The sequence below is a fragment of the Microbacterium sp. NPDC056234 genome, from assembly GCF_042267585.1.
GTDB lineage: Bacteria > Actinomycetota > Actinomycetes > Actinomycetales > Microbacteriaceae > Microbacterium.
The window spans coordinates 297,180-312,750 of record NZ_JBHJTE010000003.1; the positions used below are offsets into that span (position 1 = coordinate 297,180).

Sequence of the window (15,571 nt, forward strand, 5' to 3'; positions counted from 1 at the left end):
CTAGCCCTTCACGGCGCCACCGCTGACGTTCGCGAGGATCGTGCGGCGGAGGAAGAGGAAGAGGATGATGAGCGGAATGGTCGCGACGAGGGTCCCCGCCATGACGACCGAGTAGTCGAGCAGCCCGTAGTTTCCCTTCAACTGTTGGATGGCGATCGGGAGGGTGTAGGTCTCGGGGGTTCCGAGGACGAGGAGCGGCCAGAGGTAGTCGTTCCAGGTCCACATCGCCTGGAAGATGCCAAGCGCCACTAGGGAGGGACGAAGAGTGGGCAGGACAACTGACCAGAAGGTCCGGAAGAAGCCGGCTCCATCCAGCGCAGCTGCATCGATGACCTCGTCCGGTACTGCATTGATGGCGGCCTGCCGCATCCAGAACACGCAGAATGCTGTGACTGCGTTGGGGATGATCAGTGGCAGGAACGTGTTGAGCCAGCCGAGGGTGGAGTAGATCTGGTAGCTCGGGATCAAGGAGACCCCAGTCGGAAGCACGAGCGTCACCAACAGCAGCGCGAACAGCTTGTCTCGCCCAGGGAACTGGCGCTTTGCGAAGACGTAGCCGGCGAGCGCCGCGAGAAACAGTTGCAAAACCGTGGTGAGCGCGGTGAGCCAGAGCGAGTTGATGAACGCCGTGCCGAACTGCGTTCCCTCGATCACCTGCAGGAAGTTCGTGAAGAACTGATCGCCTGGTATGAGCCGAGGCGGCGACGTGTAGATGTCGGATGTCGAACTGGTCGCCATGACCACGAGCCAGTAGAACGGGAAGGCGAACACCAGGACGCCGAGCACCAGCGTGAGGTGTGTGGCGGCGCGGGGCAGAACGGCCTTTGCCGGAAGTCGTCGGTTCATCAGTCCTCCGTGTTCCTTCTCAGCACTCGGTAATTGATCGCTGCCAGCGCGAGCAAGAGGATGAAGACGGCCCAGCCGATTACGGTGCCGTAACCGAGATCCACTCGGACCGGCGATGTTGCCGCGGTCAGCCCAGGTCCGCCCAAGTACTGGTATTGGAGGAGCATCATCGTCATCCCGGCGTTGTGAGGACCACCTTGACCGTTGAACAGCACCTGTGGCTCGGTGAAGATCTGCAGACCCGAAATAGTTCCGGTGAGGATGACGAAAACGAGCGTCGGACGCAACATGGGGATCGTGATCGACCAGAATGTGCGCACAGCCCCTGCGCCGTCGATCTTCGCCGCCTCGTACAAGCTGGAGTCGATCGAAGCGAGACCCGCCATGAAGATGACGAGGAAGTAGCCGAATCCGCGCCAGATGATCATGAGCGCGATAACGATTCGGATACCCCACTCATCCGTCAGCCACATCACCGGCTCAAGGCCGATGCTCTTCAGTGCGCTGTTAACGATTCCGAAGTTGCCGCTGAATACCGCCTGGAACACGACGGCGACGACGACGAGCGAAGTGACCTGCGGAAGAAAGAACGCGGCTTGATAGAAACCTCGACCGCGAAGCTTGGGCTGGGCGAGCACCGCCGCCGCCACGAGAGCGCCAAGAACAGCGGGGACTTGACCCATCAAGAAGATGAGCGCTGTATTACCAGCAGCGTAGAAAAAGTCGCCTCGTTCGAAGAGCCGCTGCCACTGGAGGAGGCCCACGAACTCTGATGCTCCGAGCCCGTCCCACTGCTGTGTGCTCAGGTACAGGGCGTATATCAGTGGGATCACCGAGAACGCCGCGAACAGAACAAAGAACGGAGCGATGGACAGGTACTCTCGCCACGGCCTGATGCCGCGTCGTTGCGTCTTCAATCTTCGCCTCCTTGCGTGCAGATTCATAATATATATCACAACTGGGAAGTCAAGCGGGCGCCGTCCTGGCGGTAGTGATGCCAAGCTCATTCGCCGCTCCGGGTGCGGTAGCAGCGCCTGCGATCTGTGTCCGTGCACCACCCTTCTGCCCGCGCGGTCGCGAATTCATGCCGGAGCATAACCGCCATGCCCAACGCGCTGCGACCGACCGTAAAGGCTGGTAGGTAACCTGATGCAGCGAGCGCACGACGGGCGAAGGCAGCAAGGCGCGCTGCACGTCTCGGTCCCGAACAGGAGCACGCCACACGCATCATCACGATGGCGGAGCGGATGCTCAACCTTGAGCTCCCAGACGTTCCGCTCACTCGCGAAAGTCAGTTCATCGTGGGTTGGATGCGGGCAGCATTCGACCAGTCCCGGGTGATCGCGAAGCTCACAGCCGAAGGACTTCGGCATGCCATAGCCCCCAACCGTCGCGCCTTCACCGAGATCGCGTTCCGCCTGCTCTGGTTACGGAGCGTCGACAGATCGAAGCGCGCCGCGGCGCTGGACACGATGATCGCAAACGAGAAGCGATTGACCACAGGGTTCTATGAAACGCTCAAGGACATGGGCTACGACCATGATGTAGACCTGAGCGAGATGGAGCGCATTCTTGTGGAGGCGATCGACGACAAGGGGTTGCGCCAGCAGGTCAAGGCGGTCGCAGACGCAGCAAAAGCGGCGCCGATCACTATCGGCCTGTATGCAGCCTGGCGCGAGGAGACACAGTACACGCATGCCACCGCGCACCTCGCGGTGGCATATGCACCCGAGGAGCCAGCAGATCGTCTCGGCTGCTCTCGGCCGCCATCACAGCACGGTGATCTCGACCGCCACCACATGGTCTGTCTACTCATCGCCACCCTGGCGACCGAGCTGCTCCAGGACGTTGGAGTCGAAAAAGACGCAGCCTGGCCGATCATGTCGACCGCTTGGAACACCGAGTAGCTGGCCCGATCGCGTTCGTCCGTTGGGACCTTTACGCCTCAACTGCAAGAGGTGTGGAGACGAGTTCCGTGCATGGAGGTGGAGTCTGCCTTCTTGAGTTCGCGGAGGCAGTCAGGCAAGCCTTCAGGCGGACGAGACATAGAGACGGAGGAGCCGCCTGGATGACCAGCGGCACTGCAGGATCGTCGACGGCTGGACTTGCTCGGGAGTCGGCCGCAAGTAGGTATTCGTTGCCGTGACTCCGTTCGGCGCGACAGGAACTGCGCATTCTCAGGACGCGCATCGCGCATTGCGCCGGAGAATGCGCCGCGCACGACTCCATAGGCTCCTGTCCAGCGTGAGCGAGCATCGGCGCACAGGCTCCCGCTCACGACGGCCTACCCTGCAGCGCGCCCCCTCGGCCACCAAGCACCAGCCCACATTTGCGCGACATCACGCCGACGTGGCGGTCAATATCCCCTCGGCGTACTATCGAATATAGATTCGAATGGAGGAGGGAATTATGTTGCGGCGGATCGAACACAAAGAGGCGAGTCTGGAGCTTGAGAACGGCGTTCCGGTCGAGCTTCGATGGGAAGATCGCCGTTGGCGAGTGCTGGATCGACCGACTCGGCTAGGTATCCGGGGCGACGTGTACTCGCCCCTGGTCACGCATCCGCCTCGTGTGTGGTGTGGATGGCGTTTCACTGCTCGCTCCGATGGTGACGGGGTGTACGTCTTCGACGTGGAGGTCGTGAGCTCGACGCGGTGCGAGGTGCTGTATGTCTACGAGTGACCTGTCGTCGGCTTTGCCGCCGGGGGTCAGGTTGGAGTTGCTGCCGCCGCGGTCGCGTCGCGAGCGCAATGTGGTGCCGAGATGGGATGTGTGGCTCGGTTCGCTGCGCATCGGCCGGATTGAGCAGTGGTCAGTCGCCAGTTCGTCGGCGGTCTTCTATCAGGCGACGGCGCTCCATCGCGAGACGGGTGAGCCGATCCCGCTTGAATCGAATACCGATCTCCTGGAGAGGGTCGCTAAGGTATTCGCGGCATGGCGTGATCCGGACGCTTTCGTGCGCCGCTCGTCCTGGGATGACCGCGGTTCGGCAGACTCCCGCGGAGGACTATCGCTGTAGTGGCGGTGTCTCGTCGTGGATCGGTCCCGGGGCGAGGCCGAACCGTTCCATGCCGGGAAGGGCGCTGAGGCGGGCGGCTGCTGTGGAACGCTCGGGGGTCAACGTGTCGAACGTGGTCGGATCGATCAGGCGTCGGATGTCGTGGGCTCCTGTGACCAGGGTTGCGATTCCTTCCTGGATGAGGAGGTGGCAGCCGGTGCTCGTCGCGCTGGTGATGGGGCCGGGGATTGCGCCTACGGAGCGGCGGATCACGTGTGCTTCTTCGGCGACGAGGCGCGTGCCGCTGCGGGCGCCGGCTTCGACCACGACGGTGGCCGCACTAAGGGCAGCGAGGATGCGGCCTCGCTCCTCGAATCGATGCTTCGTGGGAGCGACGCCGGGCGCGGCTTCGCTGAGAAGGACTCCGGATTCCGCGACGCGCTCGATGAGGTCTGCGTTGCCGATTGGGTAGTGGCGGTCCAGTCCGCTGGACATGACAGCGATGGTCTTGCCGCCCGTAGTGAGGGCGGCTTGGTGGGCGGCGTGGTCGATGCCGTACGCGCCGCCGGAGACGATCTGCACGCCGTCACGGCCGAGGTCGTGCACGATCTCGGTGGTCATGTGCTCGCCGTATGAGCTGGAGGCGCGTGCGCCGGTGATCGTGACGGGGGATGCTACGGGCCGGGGCAGGAGGCTGGTGTCTCCTTTCGCCCACAGCAGGAGGGGGGCGTGGTCGCGGAGGTCACGCATCCCGGTGGGCCAGTGGTCGTCGTCGGGCGTGAGGATGGTCAGGCCCAGGCGGTGGCTGTCAGCGAGGATCGCTTCGGTAATGGTCTCATCTAGCGCGGGCGCGATCATCCTGCGCCAGGTGGCGAAACCGAGCGGGGTGATGCCGCGCGGCGGGATCGGGCTGGTAGCGAATTGCAGGGTGCGGACCGGGCCGTGCTCGTCGACGAGACGTCGGGTCATGCGGTCGGCGGGAGGGCTCGCGGCCGCGAGTGCGATGAGGGCGGTTCGTGGTTCTGACATGTCGATGCTCACGGTAGGGCTCCTTCACGGCACAGGGGTGCGGGGCCGGGTTCCCCACCCCGACCCCGCACGAGAGGCGGTCAGGCGACGGTCACTTCGCACTCCTCGGCGTCGGGCGCGCTGGCCTCGATTCCCGACTCTGCGTCGTCCTCGTCCTCGTCCTCGGTGCCGCCCGCATCCTCGGCGTCGGTGTTGGCGTCCTCCGGCTCGGCGGGTTCGGGCGCGCCCTCGCCGCCTTCCCCGGCAGATTCCGCGTCGTCGGCAGCGTCGTCCTGCGGAGTCGGCTCGGCCTGTTCGTCGGCGTCCGGGGCGATTCCGAGGACGATGTTCTCCACGTCGGAGAGCGCGTAGCCCCACTCGCGGAGAGCGGTGAAGTAGGCCACGGCATCCCCGGTCGGGTAGCGCCAGGTCTGCTTGCTAGTCGCGGCCTCGCACGCGGCGATGGCGACCGCCAGCAGAACGGTGGCGGTGCGGGCGGGGTGGGATGCGATGTGCGCGGCCAGCGGGTTCTGCTCGCCCCACTCCGGCTTGGACAGGCCGAGCAGTTCGGCCGCGAAGCGGTGCCGTTCGGACAGCGCCCCGCTGAGGGAGCCGCGGTTCTCGATCACGGCATCGGCGATGAACGTCAGGGCGTCCTTCGGGGCGCGCTTGCGGGACAGGAACGTGACCAGCCATTCGCGGCGTACCTTCTCCGCAGACTCCCACGCCTTGTTGTTGGCGATGAGCGTACGGCGCTCAGCCTTCTGCTCGTCCGTCCACGGCAGGTTGGGCGTACCGTTGGCCTTGCGCTTCTTGAGTCCCGACTTCTTCCATTCCGTGACGAAGTGGCCGACCTCGAAGCCATTCCAGGCGTCGCGGACGGCGTACCGGTAGCCGTTGCCGCCGACGTACCCCACGCCCAGGTCGGTGCCGTCCGCATGGGTGAGCGCCGAGAAGGGGAGGGTGTCCTTGTCGTCGTAGCGGGGCCAGTCGATGCGCTGGTAGCCGCGCTCGGTGTAAGTGGCGATCAGTTCCTCGACCACCTGCCGGTCGGTGCGCTGGTCGCGGAGCCGCTGGGCGGTGTGCTCGAACTGGGCCGGGTTGCTCCGCGCGGTCTGGCGGAGCCGTTCTGCGGCCTTGGGATCGTCCTCGAACTCCGCGATGGCGAGGGCCTGGTCGAAGGTGACCTCGTACTTCGCGACCTCTTTCGCGGCGGTCTTGTTGTCCGCGACGGCGATGCCTGCTTTGACCCGCTTGGGGGTCTCGCCCACGGAGCGGGCGATGGCAACGACGTTCATGCCGTCCAGTTCGAGTTGCTTCCACGCGGCGACGCGCTCGACTTCATCGAGTTCGGCGCGGTGCTCGTTCGCGATGAGCTGGCGGACGATGCGGGCCGTCTCGGTGTCCCCTTCGGGGATGACGAAGGCGGGAACCTCGTATCGTTCGGCATCGATGGCGGCGAGGATGCGGCGCTGGCCGTCCTCGACGTACACGCGCCCGTCCTCCGCAGGGTGGGCGAGGACGGGGACGATGACGCCGTGCCGCTTGATCGAGTTCACGAACGGCTTGGTGATCTTCGTGTTCGTGCGCACGTTCTGGTCGATCATGACCTCGCGGGCGTCCACGAACTGCAACCTGACCCCGGCGGCACTGGCCTCGGGCTGGGGGGTGATGGTATCCGACATGATTCCTGCTCCTCTGATTCGTGAGCCGAGCGGAGAAGCCGGGAAGCCCCCACACCCCTCGCTCGATTGCCTTTCGGCACTGGCCGAACCACGGGGGCAGGAGGAATCGTCAAGGCCGCAGAGCGAAAAGTTCTCGGCCGAAATAAGCGGAGCGCGGGCGAGGAGTTTTCGCGTGCCTTGACGAGGAGGAATGCGCCCGTACAATTTCACAGCCGAAAGGCAATCCCGCAGGGATTGCCTCCTTCACGCCACGGACCGGATGTACGCGGCTGCCCGCGTGGGCCACGTCGACCGTCGCGTCCGGACTGATACCGGCAGCTAGAGCTCCGCTTCGGCGAGCAAGTCTGAGACGCTCAACTCGAGGATGTCGGCGAAGCCGATCAGGGTCGACAGCTGGGGGTTCGACGGCCCCTCGGCGTCGCGGCGCCCGGAGGACTTGCCATACTCGATGAGCTGCAGCTGGTTTTTCGTCACGCCAGCCCGGAAGGCGAGGGACTCTTGGGAGAGCCCGCGCTCTTCGCGCAGTCGGCGCAGCGTGGCGCCGAACTGCTTCGCACGAGTCTCGTCCCAGGGCACTCATCAATCGTGTGAACAAGGCCCGATAAACCCCACCCTATACATCCGGTCATAGGGTAGAGTGGCCCTCGCTGGCCCTGATCGGTTCCGCCTAGCCTGTCGAGTCTTCCCATCGCGTCAACGATGCCGACTCCGGATCGGACGTCGAATAGGCGACCGCCTCTCATCGGGCGCAAAACGCCTCTCACCGGGCCCTTTCGCGTTGTCCGCTCGACAACACCTCCTCGATTCGGGTAGGCCAGTGATCCCCTGCATGCGCACGACCGGAGGACGACTGCGCGCGGGGAGTTGCGATGCCGGTACCTCGTAGGCACGACCTGTACGCCGGGTCTGACTGTGAGGGGTGCGAGATGGCGAGAACGAGGTGGACGGCAGCCGAGGTTCAGGCTGCCCGGAAGGAGAAGCTCGAGGAGTTCGAGGCGAACGTGTGCCAGCGCGTGGAGCAGTTGGTCACCGGCGACGACTGGCTGGACGCGATGCGGTTCGCCGCCCGTTTCCGCAGCTACTCGTTCCTGAACACCCTCGCGATCTACGTTCAGCACCAGGAGGCGTTCCAGGAGGGCCGCGTCCGCGAACCGATGCCCACCCTCGTAGCCGGCCGCACGAGCTGGAAGGCGAACGGGCGCTGGCCGACCCAGCCGGGGTACGTGATCCGCAAGCCCGTGTTCGCACGCTTCGCGTCGACCAACCCGGCCTCCGGAGTCTGGCGGCGGCTGGGCTACTGGGAGAAGCCCCGAACGGGCGAGGTCGTGTGCCGCGAGCTCGTCAACGTGAAACCCGTGAAGGTCTGGGACATCTCGCAAACCGACGGCAAAGAAATCCCGCAGCGTCCCCGGCCAGTCCTGCTCACGGGGCGCGCCCCGGCGGGCCTCTGGGACGGGCTCGCCGCTGAGGTCGCCAGTGCCGGCTACACGCTCACCGAGGCGCCTGATGCCGCCGCGATCGGTGGCGCGAACGGCGTCACAAACTTCACCGCCCGCACGGTCCGAGTGCGAGCGGACATGGACGACGCCGCCCGCGTGAAGACCCTCGCGCACGAGACCGGTCATGTCCGCCTGCATGATCCGGAGGCAGTGGGCACGCCCGGGCATTACGGCATCGAGGAGGTCAAGGCGGAATCCTTCGCGACCATGCTGTGCGCGATGTACGGCATGGACACCGGCGACTACTCGATTCCCTACGTCGCCGGATGGGCCAGCAGTGTCCCCGACACCACGCCGGCCGAGGTGATGGTCGCGACCGGAGACCAGACCGTGAAGAGCGTCCTCTCCCTGCTCGAGCATCTGCCCGAACCGCTCATCGACGACGGGAAGCTCGCCTACACACCCCCACCGGCCCGGGCACGGAGCGGGCGAACCGCCTCGGCGGGCCGAAGGGGACCAGACGAGGCGGTGGGCCTGTGAATGCGACACCGGCCCGGAGTCGGCCTGCGGCATGGTGGGCGGCGGCCGTCGCGCTGGGCGGGACGACGATGATCGGAATCGGGGCGTTCTGGCTCTCCTTCACAGCCCTGACCGACCTCGCCCGGCTCGCGGGCATCGCCGCCGACCAGGCGTGGGTGTGGGCGCTGATCATCGACGGCGTGATCGTCGTCTGCACCGTCTCGGTCGCCGCGCTGGACGATGCCGGATGGCGCGCGGTCGCCTACCCATGGAGTCTGCTCGCGGCGGCGGCCGCGGTGTCCGTGGTGGCGAACATCGTGCACGCCATCATGCAGGCCCCCGCTGCGATGCCGCGCCCACTGGCCGGGGCGATCGCCGCCGTCCCGCCGCTCGTGCTCCTGGCAGGCACGCACCTAACCGTCGTCGTCGGGCGACACTCCCGCCACGAGCCAGCCGCACCGATCGCAGTGCCGGTCGTGACGGCGCCCGCGCCGACACCCTCACGGCCCAAGACGACCGTCGAACCGCGACGCGCGATGAACAAAAAGGCAGGGACGCCGACGCGCGGCCGACGGCACGACACCGAGACCACGAGACGGCTGGCCGGGGAGGCGATCGTACAACACGGACAAGGGAGATCCTCACGTGAGATCGCCGAGCAGCTCGGCGTACACCGCTCGACCGTGGACCGGTGGCTCATTCGGGCACCGAGTGGCGCTTCGGAGGAGACGACTGGAAACGAGAACAGGACGGAGTCTGAGGAATGAACGAGAACGAACGGCATCTCACACCGCGCGGCGCAGCCTTCCGCCGCCCTTACGTTCTCCCGTCGTCGGCGGCGACGGGAGAACGATCGGAGGCGGCGATGCGCGAACTCGCACAACACGGCGACCCCTCAATGAAAGACGACGGCACCGCCGCCAAAAGCGCTGAACATCGGGGCGGAGAGCGGACGCTGAAGATCCGGTGGGAACGATTCCCGGATCTGGCGACGCTCGCGGCCACGGCGTCGGTGTGCAAGAGCGTCGAGATGAACATGGCCTTCCACACGATGCTCCGCACTCAGGCACACCGCGGCACGAAAGCTCTCGGCCAGGAGACGCGCAAGCTCGCCACACGGCACTCCTTCGGACGCACGACGCCTGCGCGGGAGAGCGTGGACCGGCGGACACCGGCGATGTGAGGACGGACTACCCGCCGGTGACGGCGGGTCGGCGCCTGTACGCAGAGAGGAGATGCAGATGCGCAGCAACACCACACCGCGACCCAAGTTCGCCACCGGGGAAGGGCTCCGCGCCCTGCTTCACCGCCTGCGCGCGGGCACCCCGGATGCATGGGCCGTCGACCCCGAGGCGCGCGCACTCGCGGAATACACCATGATCCGGTACGAACGCCTCTGCCGGAAGTGGCAGCGGGATCCCGCCGAAGGCGCGACGGCGGCGTTCCTGGTGATGCGGAAGGACTACATCCTTGAGGCCGATGAACCCTGGGCCGTCGTGACGACGGCCGTGCGCTCGGCGGTGATCGCCGAGAACCAGGCCGAGCGGCTGCTCATCGACCCGGACCGGGCACGGCAGGAGGACGTCACCGGGTTCGAACGGCCCGTCCGCGCGGGCGATCACGAAGAGTACCTGTACGACATCGTCGCCACGGACACCGTCGACGAGCACGAGGAATCCCCGCTGCTGGCGACCGTCGAGCGGATCGCCGTCGCCCTGTTCACGGGCCTGGGCTGGGACGAGCAGACAGCGACCACGGCGATCGAGTACGTGATGACCCGGCTGATGGTCGCGATGGACACTGACCGCGCCTACCGATACCTGCGGCGCGACTACACGATGCCCGTAGCGTTGGACATCCCCGCAGCAACCTGGCGACAGCTCGTGCGCGTGCTGGTGGGAACCCGCGGAAGTCAGGGAGCACCGACGCGGCGCGGCCTGATCGCCCGCATCGTGCTCGAACTAGAACGCGACGCCACCCCCGCCGAGGTGATCGCCGTGCTCCTCGAAGACGACGACCTCGTCGTGACCGTCTTCCACAGCGTCCCCGGATCCCCATGAACGGCGACGGGCTGGTCGAGCTGGAACGCGCCCTGGACACGATCAAGATCGGGGCGAGGCTGCGACGCGACCTCGGCGACCTGGACGAGCTGTGCACGTCGATCCGAGAGCTCGGACTGCTGCAGCCAGTGACCATCACCCCGGACGGCACGCTCATCTGCGGAGCCCGCCGCGTCGAAGCCTACCGGCGGCTGGGCATGAAGACGATCAAGGTCTGGGTGCGCTCGGGCCTGTCCACCCCGCTGCAGCAGATGCTCGCCGAGCAGCACGAGAACACGATCCGCAAGCCCTACACCCCAACCGAGGCCGCGCACATCTACCGGGAGCTCAAGGCGCTGCTGCACGAGGAAGCCGAACGGAACATGCAGGCCACTCAGTTTGGCGCCGAGGCGGCGGCGGGCTACGGGCTCCCAACGGTTGGGAGCCCGGTCGGGGACGCGAGCAAGAAGGCGGCCCTCGCCGTCACCGGGAAGCGCTCGGACCTCACCCTGGAACGCGTCCTCGAAGTCGAACGCATCGCCCACGACCCGGCCACTCCCGCCGGGCTTCGCGACGTGGCACAGCAGCAACTGGCGGTCATGAACGACCGCCGCACCGTCGCGGCGCCGTTCGCGCGCGTGAAGACCGCCGAGGCGGGGATGGCGCTCGAGGAGGTCCTCGCCGACGACGAGCTGCCGGTCACGCTGCGAGAGCACACCGCGAGGATGCTGCGCCGCCTGGAGGAGGCGGAGTCGAGCGAGGAGATGATGATTGCCGCTCGCAAGGCGATGCAGCAGGCCCGCGCCGCCCGCGTGCGTCCCGCACGACCGAAGCCGAAGACTCCCGCCGTCCGTGAGGCGCCGGAGAACCCGCGCCAGTACAGCGTCCGGGCGTTCCTGATGACGATCTCCGAGACCGACTACTGGTGGATCCACTACGACCCCGGCCAGATCGGGTCGGCACTGACGGAACCGCAATGGGAGCAGTTCGACGATTGGATCGCACAGTCCGTCGCCTTCCATACCGCGGCGACCGCACACCGCGCCTGAGCGCGAGTGGCGGGCGCGCGGCGCCTGGGACGCATGAAGCTCTCCCGCCGCGTCCTCATCGCTCTCGGCATCGCCGGAACCGCCCTGCTCCTGCTCGTCGGCGTCGGCGTCTACGGACTCGTCGTCGGCCCGCCAGACACGACCACACTCATCACCGCCAACGCGTCTCCCGCGCCGGCGACCGTGACGCCGAGCGCCACGACGGCCCCGATCCCGGAGACCGGCAGCGCACGCGAGTTCGCCCGCGCGGTTGCGGCAACGCTGTTCGACTGGGACACGATGAGCCGCACCGGCCGGGACGAGATCATCGATCAGCTCCTAGCCGTCGCCGACCCGTCCGGATACGAGACCAACGGGCTGTACAGCGACCTGCAGGGGTATCTGCCCACGAACGAGCAATGGCAGCAGTTACGGGAGTACGAGACCCGACAGGGGCTGGACATCAACACGCTCACCGTCCCGGACGAGTGGGACGACATCGTCGCAGACCCCGCGAACGAGCTCGCGGAGGGGACGATGGCGATCACCGTGGACGGCACCCGCGTCCGCGAGGGAAGCTGGCACGGCCAGGACAGCACGAAGACCACCACGGTCGCGTTCACCATGTTCCTCGCCTGCCCGCCGGCGACAGAATCGTGCGCGCTGCTGCGCCTGTCGATGCTCGGAAACCCGCTGCGATGAAGCGGCTCCTGGCGATCCTCGCCGTCCTCGCCCTGCTCACCTCCCCCGCCGCGGCAATGCTCGCCGTGGGGCTGATGATGAACCCCGCCGTCGCGAGCTCCTGCGTGGCGGGCTCACTCACCGTGACCGTCATCCCGGACTCGCTCACGGCGACGACGAAGGACGGCGACGAGATCACTCTCGACCGCACCCAGCTCACCCGCGCCGCGACGATCATCACGACCGCCGGACAGACCGACGGCGTCGGCCGCGACGGCGCGCTGATCGCGCTGATGGCGGCGCTGACGGAGTCCCGACTGCGAATGCTCGCCAACGCCGCCCACCCCGAGTCGCTCACGCTCCCCAACGACGGCACCGGGGCCGACCACGACAGCCTCGGACTCTTCCAGATGCGCCCCTCCACCGGGTGGGGAACCGTTGCCGAGTTGATGGACGCGAGTTACCAGGCGCGTGCCTTCTACGGCGGACCGGACGGGCCGAACTTCCCGAGCCCCCGCGGGCTGCTCGACATTCCCGGCTGGCAGAACATGGACCCTGGCGAGGTGGCCCAGGCCGTGGAGGTATCCGCATTCCCGACCAGATACCAGAACTATCAGCCGGTCGCCGAGGCGATCCTGCGCACCCTCACGCAATCCTCCGGCACGGGAGACACCGGCGCAGTGCCGGAGACGACGCGGATCGTCGTGCCTGTCCCAGACGGCAGCTACACGCTCGCATCGCCCTACGGGTGGCGCACCGATCCCGTCACCGGTGAGCGAGCGTTCCACGGAGGACTCGACTTCGCCGCCGGGGCCGGCACGCCGGCGCTGGCGGTCGCGGACGGCGTCGTCGTCCTCACCGGGTACGTCGGCGGCTGGGGCAACCTGATAGTCCTGGAGCACACGATCGACGGCGCACGGGTCGCGACCGCCTACGCACACCTGCTCGACGACGGCATCCGGGTCAGCGAAGGACAGCGTGTCACCGCCGGGCAGCACATCGGAGACATCGGCTCGACCGGGAAATCAACCGGCCCGCACCTGCACCTCGAGGTCCGCCCCGGAGGCTGGGGCAAAGACACCGTCGACCCGGCCGCTTGGCTGGCCGATCACGGCGCAGCGCCCATCGGTACGGACGATATCGAGAACCTCGGGTGCGCGGCATGAAGCGCGGCGGCGTGAGCCCGGACTTCGACGCTGTCGCCTCATCTGCGGAACTGGGCCAGATCGTCGGAGCGCTGATGACGATCGTCCTCGTCCTGGCCGTGCTCATGCTCGTGATCTGCGCGATCGCCTGGGGCATCTCCTCCGCAACCGGCAGCTACCACGGCGTTGCCCGCGCGCGGACCGGGGTGCTCGTCGCCGCGCTCACCGCCGCCGTCTGCGGGGCAGGGATCGCGTGGGCGAACTTCCTCATCGCCACCGGCGAAACCCTCTGACCCGCGCGGCGTTCCGCGCCGTATCGGCCGGTCGTCCGGTCGACGGCGATGGGACGAGCCGCGCGGTCTGAGCGAACAGCGGTCCGCGGGTGACGAGGGCACGGCGCCTGGGTTCTGCGTCCGCACGACGGCGGATGCAGAACACGTCTCAGGAGGCTTCCCTTGTCCGTCATCGACTTCGCCGTCACCCTCGCAACCGCCGTCGCGCCCGCTGAGGTCGACATCCCGCCGAACGACACGGGCCTGCCGGGCATCCCGGCGCTGCGCACCATCGTCGGCGCCGTGATGACCGTCGGCCTCATCCTCTCGGTGCTCGCGCTCATCATCGCGGCCGTGGTGTGGGGATTCGGGGCGAACTCCTCAAACCCTCACCTGGCCAGCCGGGGCAAAGTCGGCGTGCTGGTCTCCTGCGGGGCGGCGATCCTGTGCGGCGCGGCCGTGGCGCTCATCAACTTCTTCTGGAACGTCGGCCAGACGGTGTAGCGGGAGCACGGCATGAGCCTCTGCGACATCCCGGTCATCTCCACCGTCTGCGAGACCCTCCCCGACACGCTCGCCACCGCGCTGACCCTGCCCTTCGACTGGATGGGTCAGGCCGCAGCGAACACAGCGCAGTGGATGTTCGAGACCGTCTGGATGCTGATCGACTCGACCACCCTCGTCGACGTCACCACGCCCGAGTACGTCCGTGTCTACAACATCCTGTTCGGCATCGGGATCTTCGTGATGCTGATCTTCTTCTTCCTGCAGCTGTCCACCGGGGTGCTCCGCCGAGATCCTGGCGCGCTCAAACACGGACTGATCGGACTGGGCCGGGCGATCCTTGGCAGCTTCCTCGTCATCGGACTCGTGGGGACGTTACTCGAGATCACCGACCAGCTGACCATCGGGATCGTCCACGCCTCCGGGAACACGATGGCCACCCTCGGGGACAAGCTCGCCCTGCTCTCGATCGGGATGACGCCGCTGAACGTGACCGCTCCCGGGGTCTCGGCGATCCTGATGATCTTCCTCGGGTTCATCGGCATCGCCGCCGCGGCGATCCTCTGGTTCAGCCTCCTCATCCGCAAGGCGCTGCTGCTCGCCGCGATCGTGCTCGCCCCGCTCGCCCTCTCGGGCACCGTGTGGGAGCACACGAAGGGGTGGGCGAGCAAGTGGATCGCGTTCGTCGTCGCCCTGGTCATCTCCAAGCTGGTCGTGGTGGTGATCTTCCTCGTCGCCACCGCGCAGCTCGCCGCTCCGATCGACCTCGACATCGCCGCGATCGCCGACCCGGTCTCCGGCATCGTCCTGCTCCTGGTCGCGGGATTCGCGCCGTACATGTGTTACAAGCTGGTCAGCTTCATCGGCTTCGACATGTACCAGGCGATGAGCGTGGAGCAGGAGGCCAAGCAGGCGACCAACCGCCCCCTCCCAGTTCCGTCCTGGCCCAAAAGCGGCGACTCCACCCCGAAAGTCCTGGACGAGGGCGGGAAAGGCGCTCCCCCGCCCGGCGATGCCCCACACGGCACGGCGTCGCCGACCGTCGGCGAGTCGTCCGGCGGAGCGAGCGCAGGAGCCGAGGCGGGTGCGGCTGGTGGTGGAGCCGGGACGGCTGGGGCCGGAAGCGGCGCCGCGGCGGGCGGCGGAAGCGCTGCTGCAGCGACCGGAGGCGGAGCGGCCGCCGCAGGCCCCGCCGCTGCCGGCATCGTCGGCGCGCAGGTCGCGAAGGAGGTGGTGACGGCCGGGCCGAAGGCGGGCGCATTCGTCGGCGCCCAGGCCGATCAGCACGCGGACTCGTCTCAAGCGGCGGCCTCGGAATCACCCGCCCCGGCGGGTGCACCTGCACCATCGGGGGCCGGCCAGGCGGGTGTGGCCGATTCGACCCTGCCGGCACGGAAGGAGTAGACC

Annotated in this window: 16 protein-coding genes; 11 read left to right on the forward strand and 5 right to left on the reverse strand. The window is 67.2% G+C overall.

The features are described from left to right. Complete coding sequence (locus tag ACFCYE_RS10835) at positions 1–846, reverse strand: carbohydrate ABC transporter permease (RefSeq protein WP_376178616.1); 846 nt, start codon at positions 844–846, stop codon at positions 1–3. Next, entirely contained in the window at positions 846–1,763 is a 918-nt protein-coding gene (locus tag ACFCYE_RS10840; RefSeq protein ID WP_376178618.1) for a carbohydrate ABC transporter permease, read from the reverse strand. Before ACFCYE_RS10840 ends, ACFCYE_RS10835 begins: the two co-directional genes overlap by 1 nt. A 318-nt stretch (positions 1,764–2,081) precedes the next feature. Here ACFCYE_RS10840 and ACFCYE_RS10845 point away from each other — a divergent pair, with 318 nt between their 5' ends. Continuing rightward, positions 2,082–2,753: a hypothetical protein gene (locus ACFCYE_RS10845; protein WP_376178620.1), complete on the forward strand. Its 672-nt coding sequence runs from the start codon at positions 2,082–2,084 to the stop codon at positions 2,751–2,753. Positions 2,754–3,853: 1,100 nt separating this feature from the next. Here ACFCYE_RS10845 and ACFCYE_RS10850 read toward each other — a convergent pair. The 3 genes from ACFCYE_RS10850 to ACFCYE_RS10860 form a co-directional block, all read right to left on the reverse strand. After that, the gene (locus ACFCYE_RS10850) at positions 3,854–4,885 is read right to left on the reverse strand and encodes a DNA-processing protein DprA (RefSeq protein WP_376178622.1); all 1,032 of its coding nucleotides are present in this window, start codon (positions 4,883–4,885) and stop codon (positions 3,854–3,856) included. A gap of 68 nt (positions 4,886–4,953) precedes the next feature. After that, the gene (locus ACFCYE_RS10855; RefSeq protein WP_376178624.1) at positions 4,954–6,537 is read right to left on the reverse strand and encodes a ParB/RepB/Spo0J family partition protein; all 1,584 of its coding nucleotides are present in this window, start codon (positions 6,535–6,537) and stop codon (positions 4,954–4,956) included. 318 nt (positions 6,538–6,855) lie between these two features. After that, positions 6,856–7,113 (reverse strand): helix-turn-helix domain-containing protein, encoded by a 258-nt coding sequence (locus tag ACFCYE_RS10860; protein ID WP_376178626.1) that lies wholly within the window; start codon positions 7,111–7,113, stop codon positions 6,856–6,858. A gap of 350 nt (positions 7,114–7,463) precedes the next feature. Between ACFCYE_RS10860 and ACFCYE_RS10865 the strand changes: the two genes are divergently transcribed. From ACFCYE_RS10865 to ACFCYE_RS10910, 10 genes are all read left to right on the forward strand, one after another. Next, the gene (locus ACFCYE_RS10865) at positions 7,464–8,516 is read left to right on the forward strand and encodes a serine/arginine repetitive matrix protein 2 (RefSeq protein WP_376178627.1); all 1,053 of its coding nucleotides are present in this window, start codon (positions 7,464–7,466) and stop codon (positions 8,514–8,516) included. Next, a complete protein-coding gene (locus ACFCYE_RS10870; RefSeq protein ID WP_376178628.1) occupies positions 8,513–9,262 on the forward strand; it encodes a DUF2637 domain-containing protein in 750 nt (249 codons plus the stop codon). The genes ACFCYE_RS10865 and ACFCYE_RS10870 overlap by 4 nt, the downstream gene beginning before the upstream one ends. Continuing rightward, the gene (locus ACFCYE_RS10875; protein WP_376178630.1) at positions 9,259–9,678 is read left to right on the forward strand and encodes a hypothetical protein; all 420 of its coding nucleotides are present in this window, start codon (positions 9,259–9,261) and stop codon (positions 9,676–9,678) included. Before ACFCYE_RS10870 ends, ACFCYE_RS10875 begins: the two co-directional genes overlap by 4 nt. 58 nt (positions 9,679–9,736) lie before the next feature. Continuing rightward, positions 9,737–10,555 (forward strand): hypothetical protein, encoded by an 819-nt coding sequence (locus ACFCYE_RS10880; RefSeq protein WP_376178631.1) that lies wholly within the window; start codon positions 9,737–9,739, stop codon positions 10,553–10,555. Next, complete coding sequence (locus ACFCYE_RS10885) at positions 10,552–11,583, forward strand: ParB/RepB/Spo0J family partition protein (protein WP_376178632.1); 1,032 nt, start codon at positions 10,552–10,554, stop codon at positions 11,581–11,583. Before ACFCYE_RS10880 ends, ACFCYE_RS10885 begins: the two co-directional genes overlap by 4 nt. Positions 11,584–11,616: 33 nt before the next feature. Next, complete coding sequence (locus ACFCYE_RS10890) at positions 11,617–12,264, forward strand: hypothetical protein (RefSeq protein ID WP_376178634.1); 648 nt, start codon at positions 11,617–11,619, stop codon at positions 12,262–12,264. Beyond that, positions 12,261–13,409: a M23 family metallopeptidase gene (locus tag ACFCYE_RS10895; RefSeq protein WP_376178636.1), complete on the forward strand. Its 1,149-nt coding sequence runs from the start codon at positions 12,261–12,263 to the stop codon at positions 13,407–13,409. The genes ACFCYE_RS10890 and ACFCYE_RS10895 overlap by 4 nt, the downstream gene beginning before the upstream one ends. After that, positions 13,406–13,681 carry a DUF6112 family protein gene (locus ACFCYE_RS10900; protein WP_376178637.1) on the forward strand — a complete coding sequence of 92 codons (276 nt, stop codon included), beginning with the start codon at positions 13,406–13,408 and terminating at the stop codon, positions 13,679–13,681. The genes ACFCYE_RS10895 and ACFCYE_RS10900 overlap by 4 nt, the downstream gene beginning before the upstream one ends. Before the next feature lie 162 nt (positions 13,682–13,843). Beyond that, entirely contained in the window at positions 13,844–14,164 is a 321-nt protein-coding gene (locus tag ACFCYE_RS10905) for a DUF6112 family protein (RefSeq protein WP_376178639.1), read from the forward strand. 12 nt (positions 14,165–14,176) lie between these two features. Then, positions 14,177–15,568 carry a conjugal transfer protein TrbL gene (locus ACFCYE_RS10910; protein WP_376178640.1) on the forward strand — a complete coding sequence of 464 codons (1,392 nt, stop codon included), beginning with the start codon at positions 14,177–14,179 and terminating at the stop codon, positions 15,566–15,568. Positions 15,569–15,571 lie beyond the last annotated feature (3 nt).

Excerpts from the sequence above, each read along its gene's own strand:
- ACFCYE_RS10855 (WP_376178624.1), bottom strand. The coding sequence starts at position 6,537 with ATGTCGGATACCATCACCCCCCAGCCCGAGGCCAGTGCCGCCGGGGTC.
- ACFCYE_RS10910 (WP_376178640.1), top strand. The coding sequence starts at position 14,177 with ATGAGCCTCTGCGACATCCCGGTCATCTCCACCGTCTGCGAGACCCTC.
- ACFCYE_RS10845 (WP_376178620.1), top strand. The coding sequence starts at position 2,082 with ATGGCGGAGCGGATGCTCAACCTTGAGCTCCCAGACGTTCCGCTCACT.
- ACFCYE_RS10875 (WP_376178630.1), top strand. The coding sequence starts at position 9,259 with ATGAACGAGAACGAACGGCATCTCACACCGCGCGGCGCAGCCTTCCGC.
- ACFCYE_RS10900 (WP_376178637.1), top strand. The coding sequence starts at position 13,406 with ATGAAGCGCGGCGGCGTGAGCCCGGACTTCGACGCTGTCGCCTCATCT.
- ACFCYE_RS10890 (WP_376178634.1), top strand. The coding sequence starts at position 11,617 with ATGAAGCTCTCCCGCCGCGTCCTCATCGCTCTCGGCATCGCCGGAACC.
- ACFCYE_RS10885 (WP_376178632.1), top strand. The coding sequence starts at position 10,552 with ATGAACGGCGACGGGCTGGTCGAGCTGGAACGCGCCCTGGACACGATC.
- ACFCYE_RS10835 (WP_376178616.1), bottom strand. The coding sequence starts at position 846 with ATGAACCGACGACTTCCGGCAAAGGCCGTTCTGCCCCGCGCCGCCACA.
- ACFCYE_RS10895 (WP_376178636.1), top strand. The coding sequence starts at position 12,261 with ATGAAGCGGCTCCTGGCGATCCTCGCCGTCCTCGCCCTGCTCACCTCC.
- ACFCYE_RS10880 (WP_376178631.1), top strand. The coding sequence starts at position 9,737 with ATGCGCAGCAACACCACACCGCGACCCAAGTTCGCCACCGGGGAAGGG.
- ACFCYE_RS10865 (WP_376178627.1), top strand. The coding sequence starts at position 7,464 with ATGGCGAGAACGAGGTGGACGGCAGCCGAGGTTCAGGCTGCCCGGAAG.